The organism is Haloleucobacter ellipsoideus (assembly GCF_052491725.1).
Map to the genome: position 1 here is coordinate 38,827 of NZ_JBQWAR010000021.1, position 19,272 is coordinate 58,098.

Below are 19,272 nucleotides of genomic sequence, written 5' to 3' on the forward strand. Positions count from 1 at the left end.
GCTTTGCTTTGTTCGCGCGGGCCGATGTGACCCGCGCCGCGCGAGGAGGCATTCTAGCCGTGGCCAACGTTGTTGTGGTGGGCTCCCAGTGGGGCGACGAAGGTAAGGGCAAAATTGTGGACTGGCTCTCGGAGCAGGCGGACGTGATCGTTCGCTTCCAGGGCGGGCACAATGCCGGGCATACTCTGGTTATCGGAGGTGTCACCTACAAGCTGTCGCTTCTGCCATCGGGCGTTGTGCGTCCTGGCAAGCTTTCTGTTATCGGCAATGGCGTGGTGCTCGACCCGCAGGCGCTGGTGGACGAACTCGGCCGCCTGGCGGCGCAGGGCGTCGTCATCGGGCCGGATCGCCTGCGCATCGCCGAAAATGTGCCGCTCATTCTCCCCCTGCACCGCGAGCTGGATGCACTGCGCGAGAACAACAGCACCGGCGGCACCCGCATTGGCACCACCAAGCGCGGCATCGGCCCGGCCTATGAGGACAAGGTGGGCCGCCGGGCCATCCGCCTCGTGGATCTGGTGGATGCCGAAGCCCTTCCGGCCAAGGTGGAGCGCCTGCTCTCCCATCACAATCTGCTGCGCCGCGGGCTCGGCATGGAAGAGGTGAAGGCCGACGAGCTCGTCGCCGAGCTTCTGGCCATTGCCCCCAAGGTTCTGCCCTTCATGGACCGGGTCTGGGAACTGCTGGACCGTGCGCGCGTCGAGGGCAAGCGTATCCTGTTCGAGGGCGCGCAGGGCGCCCTGCTGGATATCGACCACGGCACCTATCCCTTCGTCACCTCCTCCAACACGGTGGCGGGTTCGGCGGCAAGCGGCACCGGCATTGGTCCCGGCGCGCTGGATTATGTGCTGGGCATCACCAAGGCCTATACCACCCGCGTGGGTGAGGGCCCGTTCCCGACCGAGCTGAAGGATGAAGTGGGCGAGCGCCTCTCCACCCGCGGCCGCGAGGTGGGCGTGGTCACCGGCCGTGCACGCCGGTGCGGCTGGTTCGATGCCGTTCTGGTGCGCCAGACAGTGCGGACCTGCGGCATCAAGGGCATCGCCCTGACCAAGCTGGATGTGCTCGACGGGTTTACTGAACTTAAAGTATGTGTCGGTTATAAGGTGGATGGTCGCGAAGTGGACTATCTGCCGGCTGAAAGCGGGGCGCAGGCCCGCGCCGAACCCATCTATGAAACGATGGAAGGCTGGCAGGATTCCACGGCAGGTGCACGCTCCTGGGCGGAACTGCCGGCAGCGGCTGTCAAATATGTGCGGCGTGTCGAGGAGCTGATTGGCTGCCCGGTGGCCGTGCTGTCCACGAGCCCTGAGCGGGATGACACGATTCTCGTGCACAATCCCTTTCAGGACTGATCAAGCCCCTAGGGCCCGAAGACGAGCCAGCAGCACCCATGGCTGACTATTATCCGCTTCTTGTGCGCGCGATTTCAAGCCTGCCCCAGAATACCGCCGAAAACCGTCGCGCGGTATTCGACAGGGCACGCGCTGCTTTGATGCGGCAATTGCGCAGTGTCGATCCCCCCCTCCCCGAGGGGGAGATCACCCGTGAACGGCTCACTCTGGAAGAGGCCATTCGGCGGGTGGAGGCGGATTTCGCTCCGCAGGATAATGAGCCCGAGGGTGAGCTGGAATCGGCGCCGGATGTCCATGAGGCACCCGGCGATGTGGAGCCGGCCGACAACTTTCCGGACCATCCGCAGGATGTGGACGCCGCTTCCGGGGACGATGGCCATCCCGACCCGCGGGACAGGCAGGAGTCTTTCGGCACGGCAGCGCCCATGCCGCCCCCGCTTGTGCGGACATCGGGCGGTGATGCCGGTGATGACAAGGACGCCGATGCCGCCCCCCGGCCCGGTGAGCCGCGTCCCCCGCTCCAGCGGGGCACCGTGCGCAGCCGCGAGGCGGCGAAGGAAGCCGGCAAGGATATGCGCCGTCCCGGCCTGCGTCCCGCCGGGGAGAAGAGCTCGTCCTGGAGGAAGCCGGCTCTGTGGGCCTTCCTTGTCGTGCTCCTGCTGATCGTGATCGGTCTCTTCGTCGTCAATCGCGATTTGATTCTGGGGGGCTCGCAGTCCACCACCAGCGCACCGGCGGCCGCCACCCGTGAACAGGCGGAACGGCCCAAGAGCACGGATCGTGTCGCCGCTGCCGCATCGGAGGAGAGCCGCCGCGCGCCGGCCGCACCCGCCCGCCAGCAGGTTGCCGGCACCCAGCGCGCCGTACTGCTGGAGGAAAGCCCCGGTGGCACCAGCGCACCGCAGACCTTCGAGGGCACGGTGACATGGCGCACCGAAACCTTCGATGGTGGCCCCGGCCTCCCGCCGGAAGTGGGTATTCGCGGTGTCGTCACCATTCCCGAGCGCCAGATCTCGATGGATTTTGTGTTGCGTCGCAATACGGATCAGGCCCTTCCGGCCTCCCACACCATCGAGTTGCAGTTCAAGCTGCCGGAAAACTTCGCCTTTGGCGGTATCGCCAATGTGCCCGGCATCCGTGTGAAGCCGAACCAGCAGGCGCAGGGTGTGCCGCTTGCGGGGCTGACGGTGCGGGTGAACCCGCAGCTGTTCCTTGTCGGCCTGTCCACCGAGCCGCAGGATCGCCAGCGCAACATCACCCTTCTGCAGGTCTATCCGTGGCTGGATGTGCCGTTCGTGTACACCAACAATACGCGGGCCGTGATCCTGTTCGACAAGGGCGAGACCGGGGATCAGGTCTTCCAGGATGCGTTCTCCGCATGGGGTGAGCTGGTCGAGCGCCAGCCCCCACCGCCCCCGCAATAGGGCGCAGGAAACGGTCTGAACAAGATCATCTGAAGAGTGCAAGCTGGCCGGATCTGCTGATCCGGCCAGCTTTTTTGTGTCCTGCAGCAGAAGAGCCGGCACGGCGGGCATGAGCGGCCGGATAAAGGCGGGATGCAGACCCCCGGCGCCGTTGATTTTTTTCGAGGTGCCGCAGAACGCCAACACGCACCGCCACATGCACCGGCTTGACAGCGCTCTACGCGAAAATACCCGCCAGAAGGGCGGGCTTCCGGCGGGGCCATGGTGTCTGGGACAGGAATGCTATGCCCCGTTCAGGCTCTTGAGCCTGTAGAGCGCCTCCAGTGCTTCACGCGGGGTGAGGTCATCGGGGTCGATCTCCTCCAGCGCCTCCAGCGCGGGAGAGGGGCGTGCAGGTGCGGCCTGCGCCTTGGCGGGCGCGCGGGCGGCGATGGAAAAGAGGGGCAGGTCATCCACCAGCTTCTGGGCCGGGGATGCGCGCTCCGCCGCCTCCAGCTCCGCCAGAACGGATTGGGCGCGGGTAATCACCGCTTCCGGCAGGCCGGCCAGCTTGGCCACCTGAATACCGTAGGAGCGGTCTGCCGCACCGGGCACCACCTCATGCAGGAAGATGACCTCGCCATCCCATTCGGTGACCTTCACCGTGGCATTGGTGAGGCGCGCGCAACGCTGGCTCAGCGCTGTCAGCTCATGGAAATGGGTGGCGAACAGGGCGCGGCAGCGGTTCACCTCATGCAGGTGCTCAAGACTTGCCCAGGCAATCGACATGCCGTCAAAAGTGGCGGTGCCGCGGCCAATCTCATCCAGAATCACCAGTGAGCGGTGGGTGGCCTGATTGAGGATGGCGGCGGTTTCCACCATCTCCACCATGAAGGTGGAGCGCCCGCGGGCAAGATCATCCGCCGCGCCGACACGGGAGAACAGCCGGTCCACAATACCGATGCAGGCCGCGCGCGCGGGCACGAAGGCGCCGGCCTGCGCCAGCACGGCGATGAGCGCATTCTGCCGCAAAAAGGTGGACTTGCCGGCCATGTTCGGCCCTGTCACCAGCACGATGCGGCCATCCGCATGCCCCTCCGGCGGGGAGAGATCACAATCATTCGGCACAAAGGGGCCGCCATCGCGGGCCAGCGCCTGCTCCACCACGGGGTGGCGGCCACCCTCGATGCGGAAGGCGCAGCCCTCTTCCATATGGGGGCGCACATGGCGCTCCACGCTGGCGAGTTCCGCAAGGCTGGAGAGCACATCCAGCTCCGCCAAGGCATCGGCGGCAAGGCGGATGGTCTCGGCCTCCTCCACGATGGCGCTGGACAGGCGCTCGAAAGTGGCCTGCTCCAGCCCCAGCGCCCGCTCGCCCGCGCTGGAGATGCGGCTTTCCAGCTCGCCCAGCTCGAGGGAGGAAAAGCGCATGGCTCCGGCCATGGTCTGGCGATGAACGAAAAGGGTGTCGAAAGGCGCTTCCTGCAGGCGCTGGGCATTCTGGGCGGTGACTTCAACGAAATAGCCCAGAACCGCATTGTGGCGGATCTTCAGGGATTTGACGCCGGTTTCCTCGGCATAGCGCTTTTCCAGCGCGGCAACCACGCGCCGGCTTTCATCGCGCAGGGCACGGGTCTCGTCTAGTTCCGCATCATAGCCCGGACGGATGAAGCCGCCATCACGCCGGTGCACGGGCAGCTCATCGGCCAGCGCGGCGGCAAGCTCCTGCGCCAGGGCTTCGGAGACATCGGACAGATCATCCAGGCAGCGAGCAATATCTGTCGGCGGCGGAGCGGTGAACAGGGTGCGCAGGGCCAGTGCGCCGCCAAGCCCATCGCGCACGGCCGCCAGATCGCGCGGGCCGCCGCGGTTCAGCGCCAGACGGGTGAGGGCGCGGGCCATGTCCGGCGCGCTGGCCAGACGCCGGCGCAGCTCGGTCCGCAGGGCATTGTCATCCAGCAGATGGTCCAGCGCATCATGGCGGGCGCGAATGGCGGCAAGGCTGGTGAGCGGTTCGGCGATGCGCCGGGCCAGCAGCCGGGCACCAGCGGCTGTCACCGTGCGGTCCACCGCCGCCAGCAGCGAGCCCTTGCGCTCGCCCGACGTGGTGCGCACCAGCTCCAGATTGGCCCTTGTGCCGGCATCGATCACCATGATGTCGCTGGCCGCCTCCTTTACGGGACGGCGCAGGGCAGGGCGCGCGCCAAGCTGGGTGCGCTCCACATAGGCGACGATGGCGGCCGCGGCGACCAGTTCCACCCGGCTGAAGGTCCCGAAGGCATCCAGCGCCGCCACGCCATAGAAATCGGCCAGCCGGCGCTCGGCCCCCGCCCCCTCGAAATGCTGGCGGGGCAGGGGGGTGACAGCGGGCCATTCCCGCAGCAGGGCTTTCAGTTCCGCATCATCCAGCAGGGCATCGGAGACGAGGATCTCAGCCGGATTGATGCGGGCGAGATCCCCGGCCAGATCCTCATGGGTGGTCTCCGCCACCCGGAAGCTGCCGGTGGACATATCGGTGAAGGCCAGCGCATAGGCAAAGGCATCGGCTCCCGCGCGGATGCGGGCAAGGGCGGCGAGCACATTCTCGCGCCTTGCATCCAGCAGCGTGTCCTCGGTGAGGGTGCCGGGCGTGACAAGGCGGGTGACACCGCGCTTCACCACCGATTTGTTGCCGCGCTTCCTGGCCTCCGCCGGGTCCTCCATCTGCTCGCAGACCGAGACCCGGAAGCCCATGGCGATGAGCTTGTTCAGATATTCCTCCGCGCGCTCCACCGGCACGCCGCACATGGGAATATCGAGCCCCTGATGCTTGCCGCGCTTGGTGAGCACGATGCCGAGCGCGCGCGAGGCCATTTCGGCATCATTGAAGAACAGCTCGTAGAAGTCGCCCATCCGGTAGAACAGCAGGCTGTCCGGATTGGCTGCCTTGATCTCCAGAAACTGCGCCATCATCGGTGTCACCTTGCCATCCGCGGGGGCGGCGGGCGGGGTGGACGGGGCGGCGAGGGTTTCAGGCGCTGCGGATTTTCTGCTCATGGCCGCCAAGCTAGCCAGACAGAGACCGCCTGTCAGCGGCGAGGCTGTGGATGAGCGCGGGATTTGAAAAGAAAGGCGGGCCGGAGGCGGCTGTACGCCTCCGGCCCGTGGGGCAGACGTTTGAAGATGCTCAGAAGCCTTCGAGCACCACCTTGCCGCGCGCCTTGCCGCTCTCGATGAGCGCATGCGCCCGGCGCAGGTTTTCAGCGGTGATTCGCCCGAAGCTCTCGGTGGCGGTGGTGCGGATGCGCCCGGCATCCACCAGTGCGCCCACCTCATTGAGCAGGAGACCCTGCGCACCGATATCCTGAAGCTTCCACACCGGCCGGGCGAACATCCATTCCCAGTGAACCGAGATGCATTTGCGCTTGAGGGGGCGGATATCCAGTTCCGCCGGGTCATCGATCAGGCCGAAGCGGCCTGTCGGGGCAATGAATTTTGCAATCTCGCCCAGATGGGCGTCACTCTGGGTGGTGCCGAACACCCAGCCGGGCGCGCCAAGGCCCAGCGCCTCGATCTGGGCCGCCAGAGGCTTGCTGTGATCGACCACATGATGCGCCCCCAGCGCCTTCACCCAGTCCTGCGTTTCCGGGCGCGAGGCGGTGGCGATGATGGTGACATCCGTGAGGGCGCGCAGAAGCTGGATGGCGATGGAGCCGACCCCGCCCGCGCCACCAATCACCACAATGGCATTGGCCGCTCCCGCCACCGGGCGGCGCACCTCCAGCCGGTCGAACAGCATTTCCCAGGCGGTGATGGTGGTCAGCGGCAGGGCGGCGGCCTCGGCGAAGGACAGGGAGGACGGCTTCCGGCCCACGATGCGCTCATCCACCAGATGCAGTTCGCTGTTGGTGCCCTGCCGGTCGATCGTGCCGGCATACCAGACCTCGTCACCCGGCTGGAAGAGGGTGACATCCGGCCCCACGGCCTTCACCACCCCGGCGGCGTCATAACCCAGAATCCGCACATCCCCTTCCGCCGGCGGCATGGAATTGCGCACCTTGGTATCCACGGGATTGACCGAAACGGCGCGCACCTCCACCAGCAGGTCATGTCCCCGGGCGAGGGGAGCGTCCAGTTCGGTGTCGAACAGGGCGTCGGGGCGCTCAATCGCACCGGGGGTCCTGTAGGCTATGGCTTTCATCGCAATCTCCATTTCCGGATGAGGGCAGGATAGCCTAAGTTTCGGAACAGCCAATACGCACAAGATTCGCTTATACTATCAAAAAGGATACTGTCATGGCCAAGCGCCCCCACAGCCGTTTCGATTGCAGCCCGGGCTGTGCGGTGGAGGCGGCGATCAGCGTGATTGATGGCAAGTGGAAGAGTGTCATTCTCTGGCATCTGCTCAATGAAGGCACGCTGCGCTTCAGTGAACTGAGCCGCCGTGCCCCGAGCGCCACCGCGCGGATGCTGACAAACCAGCTGCGCGAACTGGAGGAGGACGGGCTGGTGCATCGCGAGGTTTATGCGCAGGTGCCGCCAAAGGTGGAATATTCACTCACGGCGCGCGGGCGCGGGCTTGAGCCGGTGCTGCTGGCGCTGAAAGCGTGGGGCGATACGCATATGGAGATGTTCACGGGGGCGCAGGGCTGAGGCGGGCCTTGCCTCCCCGGTACCGCGAACTCCTGAACGGGCGGTTGGGTGATGCTGGCCGGCGCGGGGTTCAGGGCTGTAGTCCGCCCCCTCATCCGGCCCGGCAAAAGGCTATCCCCATGGTCCCGGTCTGCGACCGGCATTGCCCGTCCTGCCCCCAGTGCCTGCCCCGCCCCATGGCCCGGAAGGTGTGCCGGAAGCCGGCGGGCGGGTGGTGCCGGAGGTGTTCCAGCGCCCCTGCGGGCTGCCGGCAGGGGCGGGCCGCGACGAAGCACCCCCGAAACCGCTTCCATGGCTGCCACCGCCGCCCATCCTTCCGGCCAGATCCCGCAGGGCGGCGATGCGGTTCTCGGTGGCCGGATGGGTGGAGAACAGATTGTCCATCCGCGCACCGGAAAGCGGATTGATGATGAACATGTGCGCGGTGGCCGGGTTGGCTTCCGCCTCGTCATTGTGCACCAGATGGGCCGCGCCGGAAATGCGCGCCAGTGCGGCGGCCAGCGCCATGGGCTGGCCGCAGATTTCAGCGCCCGCCCGGTCCGCCTCATATTCGCGCGAGCGGGAAATGGCCATCTGCACCAGCATGGCCGCCAGCGGCGCAAAGATCATCATGGCAATGGTGGCGATGGGGCCGGGGCCGTTATTGTTGCGGTTGTGGGAGAACATGAAGGCGAAATTCGCCAGCATGGAGATGGCGCCGGCAAGGGTTGCCGTGATGGTCATGGTCAGCGTGTCATAATGCTTGATATGCGCCAGTTCATGCGCCATCACGCCGGCCACCTCATCATAGCTGAGGGTGTTGAGCAGGCCGGTGGTGGCCGCAACGGCGGCATTCTGCGGGTTGCGGCCGGTGGCGAAGGCGTTGGGCTGGGGATTGTCCATGATATAGACGCGCGGCATGGGCAGGTCCGCCCGGTGGGCCAGTTCCCGCACCATGGCCACCAGTTCGGGGGCGGTGTGGTCATCCACCTCCCGCGCGCCATACATGCGCAGGACCATCTTGTCCGAGTTCCAGTAGCTGAACAGGTTCATGGCGCAGGCCACCACGAAGGCGATCACCATGCCCTGCGTGCCGCCGATCGCCCCGCCCACAACCATGAAGATGGCCGTCATGCCGGCAAGAAGGATCACCGTTTTCAGATGGTTCATGCCAGAACTCCACGCATCGGCAGCTTGGGACGTGTCTTCATGGACCAAGGATGGGGATGGCCGGGTCCATGTGCAAGAGAGGGCGCCATTCACAAGCCTGTATGGCCAGACATGCCCCCTACGCCCTGTATGCCACCAGAATTGCGCCTGCGGCGATGAAGGCAACACCTGTCCAGTTGATGGCCGAGAGCTTCTCGCCAAGGAACATGACGGCGAAGACGGCGACAAACACGACGCTGAGCTTGTCTATGGGAGCAACCTGCGCCGCATTTCCAAGTTGCAGCGCCCGGAAATAGCACAGCCATGATGCGCCTGTCGCAAGGCCGGACAGGATCAGGAAGATCATCGATCGCCGCGAGACGCTGCCAAGACCCTGCCAGCCATCTGTCAGGGTGAGGATGGCCCCCAGCGCCAGCAGAACCACAATGGTGCGTATGAAGGTGGCAAGGTCGGAGCCGATATTCTCGACCCCGACCTTGGCGAAAATGGCGGTGAGCGCCGCGAAGACCGCAGACAGGATGGCCCAGAATGGCCACATGGAAATCCAGAGCTTCATCTGCCATCCCGTCTCGCGAGTTTCGATCTCAGGCGGTCTTCTCGATCAGCCGTCCGGCCTTTTCTACCATCTCGCCGATCTGCGCCTCGGAAACGATGAGCGGCGGGGCCAGCACCATGGTGTCGCCGGCGGTGCGCAAGATCAGCCCTTCCTCATGGAACGCCTTCTCCAGCACATCGAAGCCGCGCGCACCGGGGGCGCCGTCGCGCGGTTCCAGATCAAAGGCCGCGGTGAGGCCCACGGTGCGGATGTCGCGCACGCCGGGCTTGTCGCGCAGGCTCATGGCGGCATCGGCAATCACCGGCTCCAGCGCACGGGCCCGCTCGAACAGGCCCTCCTCGGCATACAGATCCAGCGTTGCAAGGCCGGCGGCGCAGGCCAGCGGATGGGCGGAATAGGTATAGCCATGGAACAGCTCGATGGCATGGGGCGGGCCCTTCATGAAGGCCTCATGGATCGGCGTGCGCACCAGCACGCCCCCCATGGGCACGGCCCCGGCGGTGATGCCCTTGGCGAAGGTGATCATATCCGGCACCACGCCATAGCGCTCGGCCGCGAACGCGAAACCCAGACGGCCGAAGCCGGTGATCACCTCATCGAAAATGAGCAGGATGCCGTGCCTGTCGCAGATCTCGCGCAGGCGCTTGAGATAGCCCTTGGGCGCAGGCAGCACCCCGGTGGAACCGCTCATAGGCTCCACGATCACGGCCGCGATGGTGGAGGCATCATGCAGGGCGACGATCCGTTCCAGCTCATCGGCGAAATGGGCGCCATAGTCCGGCTCGCCCTTGGTGAAGGCCTGGCGGGCATGATCATAGGTGGCGGGCAGATGGTCCGTGCCCGTGAGCAGCGGGCCGAAGGCGCGACGGTTGGGCACCATGCCGCCCACCGAGATGCCGCCAAAGCCCACGCCATGATAGCCCCGCTCGCGCCCGATGAGCCGCGTGCGCGCGCCCTGTCCGCCAATATTGTGATAGGCGAGGGCGATCTTCAGCGCGGTATCCACCGCCTCCGAACCGGAATTGCAGAAGAAGACATGATCCAGATCGCCGGGGGCGAGGGCGGCCACACGGCTGGCCAGTCGGAAGGCGTCGGGGTGGCCATACTGGAAGGTGGGTCCGAAATCGAGCGTGGTGGCGGCCTTGCGAATCGCCTCCACGATGGGCGGGCGGTTATGGCCGGGATTCACGCACCACAAACCGGCGCAGCCATCCAGAATGGCGCGGCCATCGGTGGTGTAATAGTGCATGTCCTGCGCGCGCGCCACGATGCGCGGCCGGGCCTTGAAGGCGCGGTTGGCCGTGAAGGGCATCCAGAAGGCGTCCAGATCATTGGGGGCATGGACAGCCGCGTCATTCACACTCATGGGTCAGCCTCATCTGTGAGCGCAATGCACCGGGCGGCTCGGGCCGCTGCCGGATCAGCCTGCGCCATGCAGGCTAATGCGCTTTGCAATCAAACGAAATCATTTGATGGCCGAGAATGGAAAGCAGCGTCAAAACGCACAGGTCATCGTCCCGCGGGGCGGGGCTGCCCGCGACGGGGGAGGATGGCGGCTCCGCCCCGGTGCGGGTCGCACTTGCATCCGCCTGTGTTCTGGCCGACAAGAAAGCATGACCATAGGGAATGATGGGCCACCCAACCAGAAGACGGAGCCTGCACTGCGGGAACCGGCTGGGCAGGTTCCCCTTGCTGATCATATTCCGCAGACCGGGGCGCCGGCTGCTTCCTCATCCGCGCCGGAGTCGGAGCCCGGGGCATCGCCGTCTGATGTCCCGCTTCCGGAGGTGGAGGCCAGGGAGCTGGAGCATTCCGGGCCCGGGCATCTGTGTGAGGAGGCCAGCGCACATGAGAGCGAGCGCGAGACCATCATCCGCGCCGCGCTGAACCGTGTTCTGTCCTCGTCCGATCTGCGCGGCTCTCCCCGCCTCGCCACCTTCCTGCGCTATGTGGTGGAAACCACGCTGGCGGGGCGCGCGGAGCAGATCAAGGGCTATACCATTGCGGTGGAGGCGCTGGAGCGCCCGCCGACCTTCGATCCCCAGGCCGATCCCATCGTGCGTGTGGAGGCCACCCGCCTGCGCCGGGCGCTGCAAAGCTATTATGCCGGTGAGGGGATCGACGATCCGCTGCGGATCCATATTCCCAAGGGCGGCTATGTGCCCAGTTTCGAGATGCAGGCGCCGCCCGAAGCGCCGGCATCCACACCGGACCCGGCCCAGACCGTCAATCCCGCCGCTGTTCCTGCCGCGCCTGCCGCCGAACCGTCTGATACGGCCATGAGGGACGCCCTGGAGGCAGAGGCGGAGCCCGCCCCCGCCCCCGCTGGAGCCCCGCTCCCCGGCGGCATGCCGACAGCCGATGTCCTGCCCTTCCAGCCCAGGGGCGAGACCCGCGACGGGGAGCCGGGGGAGAGGGAGAGCACACCCGCCGCCTGGGCCATATCGCCATCGCTGGAGGTGGAGGCGGTTTCGCCACAGAAGAAGCGCGCCGGCACATGGATCGCCCTGCTGGCGACGGCGGCAGTGGTGGTGACAGCCGTGATGGCGATCCTCGCTTTGCCTCTTGTTTCAGATGCCTTCCGGGGGCCGGTGGCGCAGACCGCGGACAAGGTGGTGCTGCCGCTTGTCACCGTTGGCCGGCTGGAGGGGGAAAGCCCGAAGGGCGTTGACCTTCACCGGCTGGCGGAGCGCATGCGCGATGCCTTCGCGCAGTTTGATTTTGTCGAGACCCGCGCCAATCTTGCCGGGGATGAGGGCGTCATGGCTGCCCAGTGCGCGGGGCCGGGCGCGCGTTCCGTCTTCAGTCTCGATGGCCTTGCCGTTCCCGCCGAGGATGGCCAGACCGCCCTGATGCTGCATCTGACAGACCATTGCGCGGGCGTGATCGTCTGGTCAAAGATCATAGATGGTCTGGGGGAGACAGCCAGCCAGCAGGGCGAGACGCAGATCGCCAACAGCGTCGCCACCGCCCTTGCGGAGAATTACGGGGTCATCCCCGTGCGGGCGCGTTCGCGCGCCCTGGCGCAGGCGCCCCATTCCGGTTTCGGCTGCATTGCCGAGGCCTTTGCCGTTCTGCGCGGTGATGGCAGCGCCTCGTCCGATGTGCCGCGCGCCTGTCTGGCGGAACTGACGTTGCGCGACAGGGAGTTCGCGCTCGGCCATGCGGTGCGGGCCGCCGCATTGCTGGATGAGGCGGTGCGCAGCCCCGATCCGATTTCCGAGGCTGATGCGGCGATGATGCTGCATGAGGCGGAACTGGCGGCAGACCTTGCCCCCTCCAGCGCTTTCGCTGCCCGCACGCTGGCCCAGATCCAGATGTTTCTGGGGGAGACACAGACCGCGATGGAGACGGCGGAGCGCGCCCTGCGCCTCAATCCGCTTGATCTGGATGTGGCGGCAACCGCCGGGCAGATCTTCATCGCGGCCGGCGAGGTGGACAAGGGCGAGGCGCTGCTGATGCAGGCGCGTTCGCAGGGCGTTGCCCGCTCCCCGCTGCAGGAAACCTATCTGGCCTTTGCCGCTTTCTTGCGCCGCGATGCCTTTGCCGCACAGGCGCTGATGCCGCAACTGAGCCTGCATCCCAGCCCGCAGAACCGCATTGCGCTGGCACTGGCGCTCCAGATGCTGGGGCGGGGGCAGGATGCGCATGCCCTTGTCCGCACCCTCACCGAGGAATCCTCCGGCAGTTCAGATGCCGTGCGCCGTCTGGTCCAGCATCTGCTGCCGGCGCGGGAAGTGTGCCAGAAGGTTCTGGCGGCCCTTGAAAGTGCCGGTCTGGGGCAAAGCGCGGGCGGGAAAAACGAACCGCGGGGATAGGGCGGCCGTGCTGTTGCACCGGTGTGGATTTTCTATAGCATGGTCCATTGAAGCTGAATTTGCGCGCACCTCGCTCCTTTGAGTCTTGATGTCTGCCAGAATTTCGTCCGAAAAATTGCGCGTTCTGCTCTGTGATCCCGAAAATGGATTGCGCCGGCAGCTGCGGATCGCGGTCCGGCAGCGCGGGGTTCTTCAGGTGATGGAAGCCGAGAGCATTCAGGCCGCCTGCGCGCTGGCGTCACAGGCGGATGTCGCCTTTGTCGCGCTCGATCCGGGGCAGGAGGATCTGCTCGCGCGCCTGTGCGAGGCGGGCCTTGGCGGGGCGCTGCTCGCCGCTCTCAATCAGGGCTCCGTCACCAGCGCGGTTGCCGCCATGCGGGCGGGGGCGCAGGATGTGGTGCTCAAGCCCTTCCGGGTGGAGGATGTGGCCTTTCGGTTGCTGGAAATGGCGGAAGAGCGTCCAGTCCCCCGGAATGGCCGCAAGTCCAGCGCCGATTTGCGCGGTGCGCCCATGGCAGGGGCGGATTTCTGCGGGTTTATGGGCCGCTCGCCCGCCATGCAGAAGGTGTATGAGCATATCCACCGCATTGCCTCATCGCGCGCCCCGGTCTTTGTGACCGGCGAAAGCGGCACCGGCAAGGAACTGGCCGCCGCCGCCGTGCATGCGCGCTCGCAGCGCCATGCCGCCGCTTTTCACGCCCTCAATTGCAGCGCCATCCCCCGGGACCTGATGGAAAGCGAGATCTTTGGCCATGCCCGTGGCGCCTTCACCGGCGCGCATGCGGACAGGGCCGGCGCTGCCGAGCTGGCGGATGGCGGCACGCTGTTTCTGGACGAGATCGGCGAAATGGACATGGGCCTGCAGGCCAAGCTGCTGCGCTTCCTGCAGGATGGCAAGGTGCGGCGCATTGGCGAGGGGTTCGAGCGGCAGGTGGATGTGCGCATTGTCTGCGCCACCAACCGGGACCCGGTGGCCGAGGTGAAGGCCGGGCGTCTGCGGGAGGATCTGTTCTATCGCCTCCATGTGCTGCATCTGCATCTGCCGCCCCTGCGCGCGCGCGATGATGATGTGATCCAGCTTGCCGAAGCCTTTCTTGCACGCTTTTCACGGGAGGAGGGCCGGCCATTGCCCCGCCTTGGGCCGGAGGGCTGGGCGGCGCTGCGCCAGCGCCACTGGCGCGGCAATGTGCGCGAGTTGCAGAACCTGATGCGCCGGGCGGTGGTTCTCAGCGAGGGGGCGGTGGTGCCACCCGGATTGCTGGTGGAAGAGGCACTGGCGCCGGATCGTGCACGGGGGGTGGATCAGGCGCATGCCGGGGGAAGCCCTGCGGGGGCCGGTGCTGTATATCTTCCCGCCTCACCGGCCGGGATCGAACCCCTTGCGGTGACCGAGCAGCGCATCATCGAGCACGCGATCGCCCTGTGCGGCGGCAATGTGGTGCAGGCGGCATCGGCGCTGGATCTGGCGCCCTCCACCCTCTATCGCAAGCGGCAGGGCTGGCGGCACCGCTCCGGGAAGGACTGAGCCGGGCCAAAGCGCGGGCCCTGGCGGCCTCATGGCCGCATGAGCATGATCTTGAAATGTCCGAGCAATTCGGCCACCGCCTCGGGTGGCATGTGGCGGATCTGGCTGGCCAGCAGATTGGCAAGCTCCGTTGCCTCGGGGGTGAGGCCGGATGTATCCACCGTGACCTTGGGCTGCGAGAGTTCGGCGAGGCGCTGGAGATCTTCCGCCTCATCCCAGATCACGTTGAAATAGGCGATGATGCGCTGCACCAGCGCCCAGGTGGGCTTGCCGCGCTTGCCGTTTTCCAGCGCTGAAAGATAGGTCGGGGTGACGCCGATGGCATGGGCCATGTCGGTCAGGGTCACGCCCCGGGTGGTGCGGAGCTGGCGCAGGCGTCGTCCGAATGGCGTCATGGCGCGGCTGGCGATCCTTCTGTGGCCGGCGGGAGGCTGGCACCATAGGGGGCCGCACGGGAAGGCCGCAAGGGAGGGATATCCGGAAAATGAGGCGCGCCCGGAAAGTGGGGCCGGCGGCAAGGGAAGAAGGCAAAGAGAGAAGAGCGGGCGGGCCGCCACGCAAGACAAACCCCGCGCATGAGGCTCTGCGCGGGGTTGTCCGGGAGGGTTGAGGGGGAAAAACTGGGCTCAGGCCCAGTCGTCTCCACCATCAAACCCGCCATCATCCCAGCTTCCACTGTCATCCCAGCTTGCCTGCTGGGGCTCGGCATTCCAGCCGGTATCATCCGCGGCAGCGGTATCGGCGGGAGGTGCATCGGGGGTGGCCGCAGCCTGCGCATCGGTGCCGGCCGCGCCATTCTCGGCGGCAGCCTGCTGGGCAATCGGGCCTTCCCCGCCGGACATCAGGCTCTGGATGCCGCTGAAGAGCAGTGCGCCACCGGCGACACCGGCCGCCGTGGCCATGGCATTCTGAAGAAAGCCGCCACCGCCGCCCATGGGGGCGCGTGCCTGCTGTCCGCCCCACGGGCCGGCAGGGGCGCCGGGCTGGGGCTGGCCATTGGCGAAATTCTGGCCCTGTGCGGGGCCACGCTGGCCAAAGCCATTGGGCGCGCCCATCGGGCCGCCTGCCGCGGAGCCTGCCGCCTGCGCACGTGCGCCGGCGCTGGGCACGGAGGGGCGTCCCCCGCCCAGAAGTCCGCCCAGAAACCCGCCGGAAGCGGGCTGCGGCTGGGCGGCACGGTTTTCCGCATCCTCTATCCGGGCCTGCGCCTGCTTGAGCTGGCCTTCAAGCTCCTGCACACGGGCATAGGCCTGCTGCAGGGCATGGTCCTGCACCAGAACGCTCTGCACCAGCGCATAGGAAGCCTGTGGCGCCTGGGCGATGCGCTGTGCGATCAGCGCCTGCGCCTCGGGGTCGCGGGGGCCGGTTTCCACATTCTGCACGCGGTCAAACAGGCCGTCGATCAGGACACGTTCGTCGGGGGTCATCAATAAGGGCCTCCGGTAAGGGGTCCCTCACATATGCGCAGACAGATATGGCGAGGAAAGGGGGGCGCAGATGAAATTTTCGTAACGTAAGGTCATCCGCGCCGGAGCGCCTATTCCGCCGCGCTTGCAGAGCCGGGGACGCCAGTCGGGGCGGGGGGGGCCGCACCGTCTGGCGTCCTGGCTGCGGCGTTCACGCCGAAGCGCTTGTGCACATAGTCCTCGACCATTGTGCGAAACTCTTCCTGAATATGGGGACCGCGCAGGGTCGCCACCTTCTTCCCGTCGATGAACACCGGGGCCGATGGGGTCTCGCCGGTGCCGGGCAGGGAAATGCCGATATCGGCATGCTTGGATTCGCCAGGTCCGTTCACAATGCAGCCCATCACCGCCACATTCAAGGTCTCGACGCCCGGATAAAGCGTGCGCCAGCGCGGCATGGCATCGCGGATCATGGACTGGACGCTCTGCGCCAGCTCCTGGAAGACGGTCGAGGTGGTGCGGCCACAGCCGGGGCATGCGGCCACCAGCGGCACGAATGTGCGCAGACCCATGGTCTGCAGCATCTCCTGCGCCACCTGCACCTCCCGGGTGCGGTCACCGCCGGGTTCGGGCGTGAGGGAGACGCGGATGGTGTCGCCAATGCCCATCTGCAACAGAACGCCCATGGCCGTGGAGGAGGCCACAATGCCCTTGGAGCCCATGCCGGCCTCCGTCAGCCCCAGATGCAGGGCATAATCGGAGCGGCGCGCCAGCTCGCCATAGACGGTGATGAGATCCTGCACCGCCGAGACCTTGGCCGAGAGAATGATGCGGTTGCGCGGCAGGCCGATCTCTTCCGCCAGCGCCGCCGAGAGCAGGGCCGAGCGCACCAGCGCCTCCCGCGTCACCGCGCGCGCCTCGGCCGGGTGGGGCAGGCGGGCATTCTCATCCATCAGGCGGGTGAGCAGCTCGCCATCCAGCGAGCCCCAGTTTGCACCGATGCGCACCGGCTTGTTGTAGCGTATCGCGGTTTCGACAATGGCGGCGAACTGCCGGTCCTTCTTGTCACCAAAGCCGACATTGCCGGGATTGATGCGATATTTGCCCAGCGCCTCGGCGCAGGCGGGGTGATCTGCCAGCAGCTTGTGGCCGATATAGTGGAAATCACCCACCAGCGGCACATCGATGCCCATGGCCAGCAGCTTTTCATGAACATGCGGCACGGCGGCTGCGGATTCATCGCGATCCACCGTGATGCGGACAATCTCCGAGCCTGCCCGGGCGAGGGCGGCCACCTGTTTCACGGTGGCGATAATGTCCGCCGTATCGGTATTGGTCATGGACTGGACCACGACCGGCGCACCACCGCCCACCATCACCTGACCCACCGGCACACCCACCGTGACCTTTCGCGCGGCGGGGCCGGCCTCCAGCAATTCTACCGGCACCACGGGGGCAGGGGCAGCAGTGGCGGAAGGGCTGTGGTCGGTCATGAAGGATCCTCGTGGAGGAAATGTCGGGCGGCTGCGATCTGGCGCCACATGCTTTCGAGGTAGGACGCGGATGCGGCAAGGTCAATGGCAAGCTGCAGCATTTGCGCCGGGTGCAGGGCACGGCGCTTGTGGCGCAAGAGGTGCCCGGAGCCTTCTGCACATATAAGAGCTGCTGTTGGAGCAGGTGCGGCCCATCGCCGGGAGACATTCCCTCGCAGGACGAGAGCCTCCCCATTGCCGCCCATGTTTTTGACCCGGATCCGGGCTTGCGCAACCAGTTTCACGCGTTCGATTGCAAGAGGCGGGGCCGGTATGGGATCTGCGATGACGCGCCCCGGCACAGGGCCACCCGCTCGGGTGAGCGGGGGGCGGCAAGGTGCGGCAAAATGCAAAACGCGCCACCCCGTGCGGGGCGGCGCGTGAGATCGCGCGTGGTGCAAGCCGTCCCGGCTCACAGACCTTCAAACAAAGCGGTGGAGAGATAGCGCTCGGCGAAGGAGGGCACGATCACCACGATCTGCTTGCCAGCCATGTCCTCGCGTGAGGCAATCTCGATGGCGGCGGCCACAGCCGCGCCGGAAGAAATGCCACCGGCGATGCCCTCATAGCGAGCCAGGGCGCGGGCGGTATCGAAGGCGGTCTGGTTGCCCACGGTCACCACCTCATCAATGATGGAGCGTTCCAGAACGGCGGGCACGAAGCCTGCGCCAATGCCCTGGATCTTGTGTGGGCCGGGTGCGCCGCCGGAAAGCACCGGGGAATCCTCCGGCTCCACGGCCACCATGCGCAGGCTGGGCTTGCGCGGCTTCAGCACCTGCCCGATGCCGGTGATGGTGCCGCCGGTGCCGACGCCGGAAACCACGACATCAACCTTGCCGTCCGTGTCGTTCCAGATTTCCTCGGCGGTGGTGTTGCGGTGGGCCTCAGGGTTGGCCTTGTTGCGGAACTGCTGCGGCATCACCGCCTTGGGCAGTTCCTGAATCAGCTGCTCGGCCTTGGCCACCGCGCCCTTCATGCCCAGATTGGCGGGGGTGAGGATCAGCTCGGCGCCCAGCAGCGCCAGCATCTTGCGGCGTTCCACGGACATGCTCTCGGGCATCACCAGAATGAGGCGATAGCCGCGCGCCGCCGCAACGAAGGCCAGCGCAATGCCGGTATTGCCGGAGGTGGGCTCCACCAGAACCGTGTCGGCATCCAGGGCGCCCTCACGCTCCATCGCTTCGATCATCGCGACGCCGATACGGTCCTTCACGCTGTTGAGCGGGTTGAAGAACTCGAGCTTGGCGAGAATCTCGGCCTTTGCGCCGCGCAGGGCGGGCAGGCGTTTCAGGCGCACCAGCGGCGTGTTGCCAACCGTTTCGGTGATGGAATCATAAATCCGGCCACGGCCCGGACGAGGGGCCAGAGAGGATGTCGTGTCGGCCATCGGTATTCTCCTGAGGATGCTCTGCCCTGCGCCATTCTCCCCTTCAGCGGGGGGCGGTGGCGGTTTCAAATGGTGAAATCGATACGCTCATGGTCGGAGCCATGGCCCTGATTGTCCGCCGCACGGCACAGATCCTCAAGGGTCACCGTATCGAGGGCGGTGTCGAAGGTGTTCTCGGCGGCGGCGACAGCAGGCTGCACCACTTCGGTGACGAGGGTGGGCAGGATGATGTCCTTTTCCTCTTCCGCCCCTTCGGCCACCCGCACGATCTGCGCCACGGAAACCCGGCGGCGCTCGCGTGCAAGCTCATAGCCCCCGCGCGGGCCACGCACGCCCTTGAGAACGCCGGCATGCACCAGCGCCTGCAGGACAGGCTCCAGCCGGCGCGGCGGCAGCCCGTGGCGGGCCGCCAGGGCCTTGGCGGCAACAGGTGCTCCGCGGGAGTGAATCGCCACATCCACAACGGCGGCAATGGCGAGAAGGCTCTTGTCGGATAAACGCGGCATGGG

At 66.4% G+C, this 19,272-nt stretch carries 15 protein-coding genes; 5 read left to right on the plus strand and 10 right to left on the minus strand.

Annotated features, from left to right (window positions below; all coding sequences use genetic code 11):
* Nucleotides 1-59 precede the first annotated feature (59 nt).
* A complete protein-coding gene (locus ACT6QG_RS14750; protein ID WP_444978347.1) occupies nucleotides 60-1,355 on the plus strand; it encodes an adenylosuccinate synthase in 1,296 nt (431 codons plus the stop codon).
* A 38-nt stretch (nucleotides 1,356-1,393) separates the two neighbouring features.
* A complete protein-coding gene (locus tag ACT6QG_RS14755; protein ID WP_444978348.1) occupies nucleotides 1,394-2,779 on the plus strand; it encodes a hypothetical protein in 1,386 nt (461 codons plus the stop codon).
* A 282-nt stretch (nucleotides 2,780-3,061) separates the two neighbouring features.
* Here ACT6QG_RS14755 and mutS read toward each other — a convergent pair whose 3' ends face one another.
* Nucleotides 3,062-5,794: a DNA mismatch repair protein MutS gene (mutS, locus tag ACT6QG_RS14760; protein WP_444978349.1), complete on the minus strand. Its 2,733-nt coding sequence runs from the start codon at nucleotides 5,792-5,794 to the stop codon at nucleotides 3,062-3,064.
* A 130-nt stretch (nucleotides 5,795-5,924) separates the two neighbouring features.
* A complete protein-coding gene (locus ACT6QG_RS14765; RefSeq protein WP_444978350.1) occupies nucleotides 5,925-6,938 on the minus strand; it encodes a zinc-binding alcohol dehydrogenase family protein in 1,014 nt (337 codons plus the stop codon).
* A gap of 95 nt (nucleotides 6,939-7,033) precedes the next feature.
* On the opposite strand from ACT6QG_RS14765, the gene ACT6QG_RS14770 reads away from it, so the two are divergent.
* Nucleotides 7,034-7,390 (plus strand): winged helix-turn-helix transcriptional regulator, encoded by a 357-nt coding sequence (locus ACT6QG_RS14770; RefSeq protein WP_444978351.1) that lies wholly within the window; start codon nucleotides 7,034-7,036, stop codon nucleotides 7,388-7,390.
* 111 nt (nucleotides 7,391-7,501) lie between these two features.
* On the opposite strand, the gene htpX is transcribed toward ACT6QG_RS14770, so the two are convergent.
* From htpX to aptA, 3 genes are all read right to left on the minus strand, one after another.
* Nucleotides 7,502-8,539 (minus strand): zinc metalloprotease HtpX, encoded by a 1,038-nt coding sequence (gene htpX / locus ACT6QG_RS14775; RefSeq protein ID WP_444978352.1) that lies wholly within the window; start codon nucleotides 8,537-8,539, stop codon nucleotides 7,502-7,504.
* A 118-nt stretch (nucleotides 8,540-8,657) separates the two neighbouring features.
* Entirely contained in the window at nucleotides 8,658-9,095 is a 438-nt protein-coding gene (locus ACT6QG_RS14780) for an EamA family transporter (RefSeq protein WP_444978353.1), read from the minus strand.
* A gap of 28 nt (nucleotides 9,096-9,123) precedes the next feature.
* Nucleotides 9,124-10,461, minus strand: coding sequence for an omega-aminotransferase AptA (gene aptA / locus ACT6QG_RS14785; protein WP_444978354.1), 1,338 nt, complete (start codon nucleotides 10,459-10,461; stop codon nucleotides 9,124-9,126).
* Between the two features lie 421 nt (nucleotides 10,462-10,882).
* Here aptA and ACT6QG_RS14790 point away from each other — a divergent pair, with 421 nt between their 5' ends.
* Both ACT6QG_RS14790 and ACT6QG_RS14795 read left to right on the plus strand, forming a co-directional pair.
* Entirely contained in the window at nucleotides 10,883-12,913 is a 2,031-nt protein-coding gene (locus ACT6QG_RS14790) for a tetratricopeptide repeat protein (RefSeq protein ID WP_444978355.1), read from the plus strand.
* 88 nt (nucleotides 12,914-13,001) lie between these two features.
* Nucleotides 13,002-14,438: a sigma-54-dependent transcriptional regulator gene (locus ACT6QG_RS14795; RefSeq protein WP_444978356.1), complete on the plus strand. Its 1,437-nt coding sequence runs from the start codon at nucleotides 13,002-13,004 to the stop codon at nucleotides 14,436-14,438.
* A gap of 29 nt (nucleotides 14,439-14,467) precedes the next feature.
* Here the strand turns inward: ACT6QG_RS14795 and ACT6QG_RS14800 are convergent, their stop codons facing one another.
* From ACT6QG_RS14800 to ACT6QG_RS14820, 5 genes are all read right to left on the minus strand, one after another.
* A complete protein-coding gene (locus ACT6QG_RS14800; protein ID WP_444978357.1) occupies nucleotides 14,468-14,833 on the minus strand; it encodes a helix-turn-helix domain-containing protein in 366 nt (121 codons plus the stop codon).
* A gap of 231 nt (nucleotides 14,834-15,064) precedes the next feature.
* On the minus strand, nucleotides 15,065-15,865 hold the full coding sequence (locus tag ACT6QG_RS14805) for a DUF2076 domain-containing protein (RefSeq protein WP_444978358.1): 801 nt from the start codon (nucleotides 15,863-15,865) through the stop codon (nucleotides 15,065-15,067).
* A 110-nt stretch (nucleotides 15,866-15,975) separates the two neighbouring features.
* Nucleotides 15,976-17,337 (minus strand): flavodoxin-dependent (E)-4-hydroxy-3-methylbut-2-enyl-diphosphate synthase, encoded by a 1,362-nt coding sequence (ispG, locus tag ACT6QG_RS14810; protein WP_444978359.1) that lies wholly within the window; start codon nucleotides 17,335-17,337, stop codon nucleotides 15,976-15,978.
* Between the two features lie 451 nt (nucleotides 17,338-17,788).
* Complete coding sequence (gene cysK / locus ACT6QG_RS14815; protein ID WP_444978360.1) at nucleotides 17,789-18,763, minus strand: cysteine synthase A; 975 nt, start codon at nucleotides 18,761-18,763, stop codon at nucleotides 17,789-17,791.
* Between the two features lie 65 nt (nucleotides 18,764-18,828).
* Entirely contained in the window at nucleotides 18,829-19,269 is a 441-nt protein-coding gene (locus tag ACT6QG_RS14820; RefSeq protein WP_444978361.1) for an RrF2 family transcriptional regulator, read from the minus strand.
* Nucleotides 19,270-19,272 lie beyond the last annotated feature (3 nt).

Coding starts and splice junctions, on each gene's coding strand:
- ACT6QG_RS14755 (WP_444978348.1), top strand. CDS start 1,394: ATGGCTGACTATTATCCGCTTCTTGTGCGCGCGATTTCAAGCCTGCCC.
- mutS (WP_444978349.1), bottom strand. CDS start 5,794: ATGAGCAGAAAATCCGCAGCGCCTGAAACCCTCGCCGCCCCGTCCACC.
- ACT6QG_RS14765 (WP_444978350.1), bottom strand. CDS start 6,938: ATGAAAGCCATAGCCTACAGGACCCCCGGTGCGATTGAGCGCCCCGAC.
- ACT6QG_RS14770 (WP_444978351.1), top strand. CDS start 7,034: ATGGCCAAGCGCCCCCACAGCCGTTTCGATTGCAGCCCGGGCTGTGCG.
- htpX (WP_444978352.1), bottom strand. CDS start 8,539: ATGAACCATCTGAAAACGGTGATCCTTCTTGCCGGCATGACGGCCATC.
- ACT6QG_RS14780 (WP_444978353.1), bottom strand. CDS start 9,095: ATGAAGCTCTGGATTTCCATGTGGCCATTCTGGGCCATCCTGTCTGCG.
- aptA (WP_444978354.1), bottom strand. CDS start 10,461: ATGAGTGTGAATGACGCGGCTGTCCATGCCCCCAATGATCTGGACGCC.
- ACT6QG_RS14795 (WP_444978356.1), top strand. CDS start 13,002: ATGTCTGCCAGAATTTCGTCCGAAAAATTGCGCGTTCTGCTCTGTGAT.
- ACT6QG_RS14800 (WP_444978357.1), bottom strand. CDS start 14,833: ATGACGCCATTCGGACGACGCCTGCGCCAGCTCCGCACCACCCGGGGC.
- ACT6QG_RS14805 (WP_444978358.1), bottom strand. CDS start 15,865: ATGACCCCCGACGAACGTGTCCTGATCGACGGCCTGTTTGACCGCGTG.
- ispG (WP_444978359.1), bottom strand. CDS start 17,337: ATGACCGACCACAGCCCTTCCGCCACTGCTGCCCCTGCCCCCGTGGTG.
- cysK (WP_444978360.1), bottom strand. CDS start 18,763: ATGGCCGACACGACATCCTCTCTGGCCCCTCGTCCGGGCCGTGGCCGG.
- ACT6QG_RS14820 (WP_444978361.1), bottom strand. CDS start 19,269: ATGCCGCGTTTATCCGACAAGAGCCTTCTCGCCATTGCCGCCGTTGTG.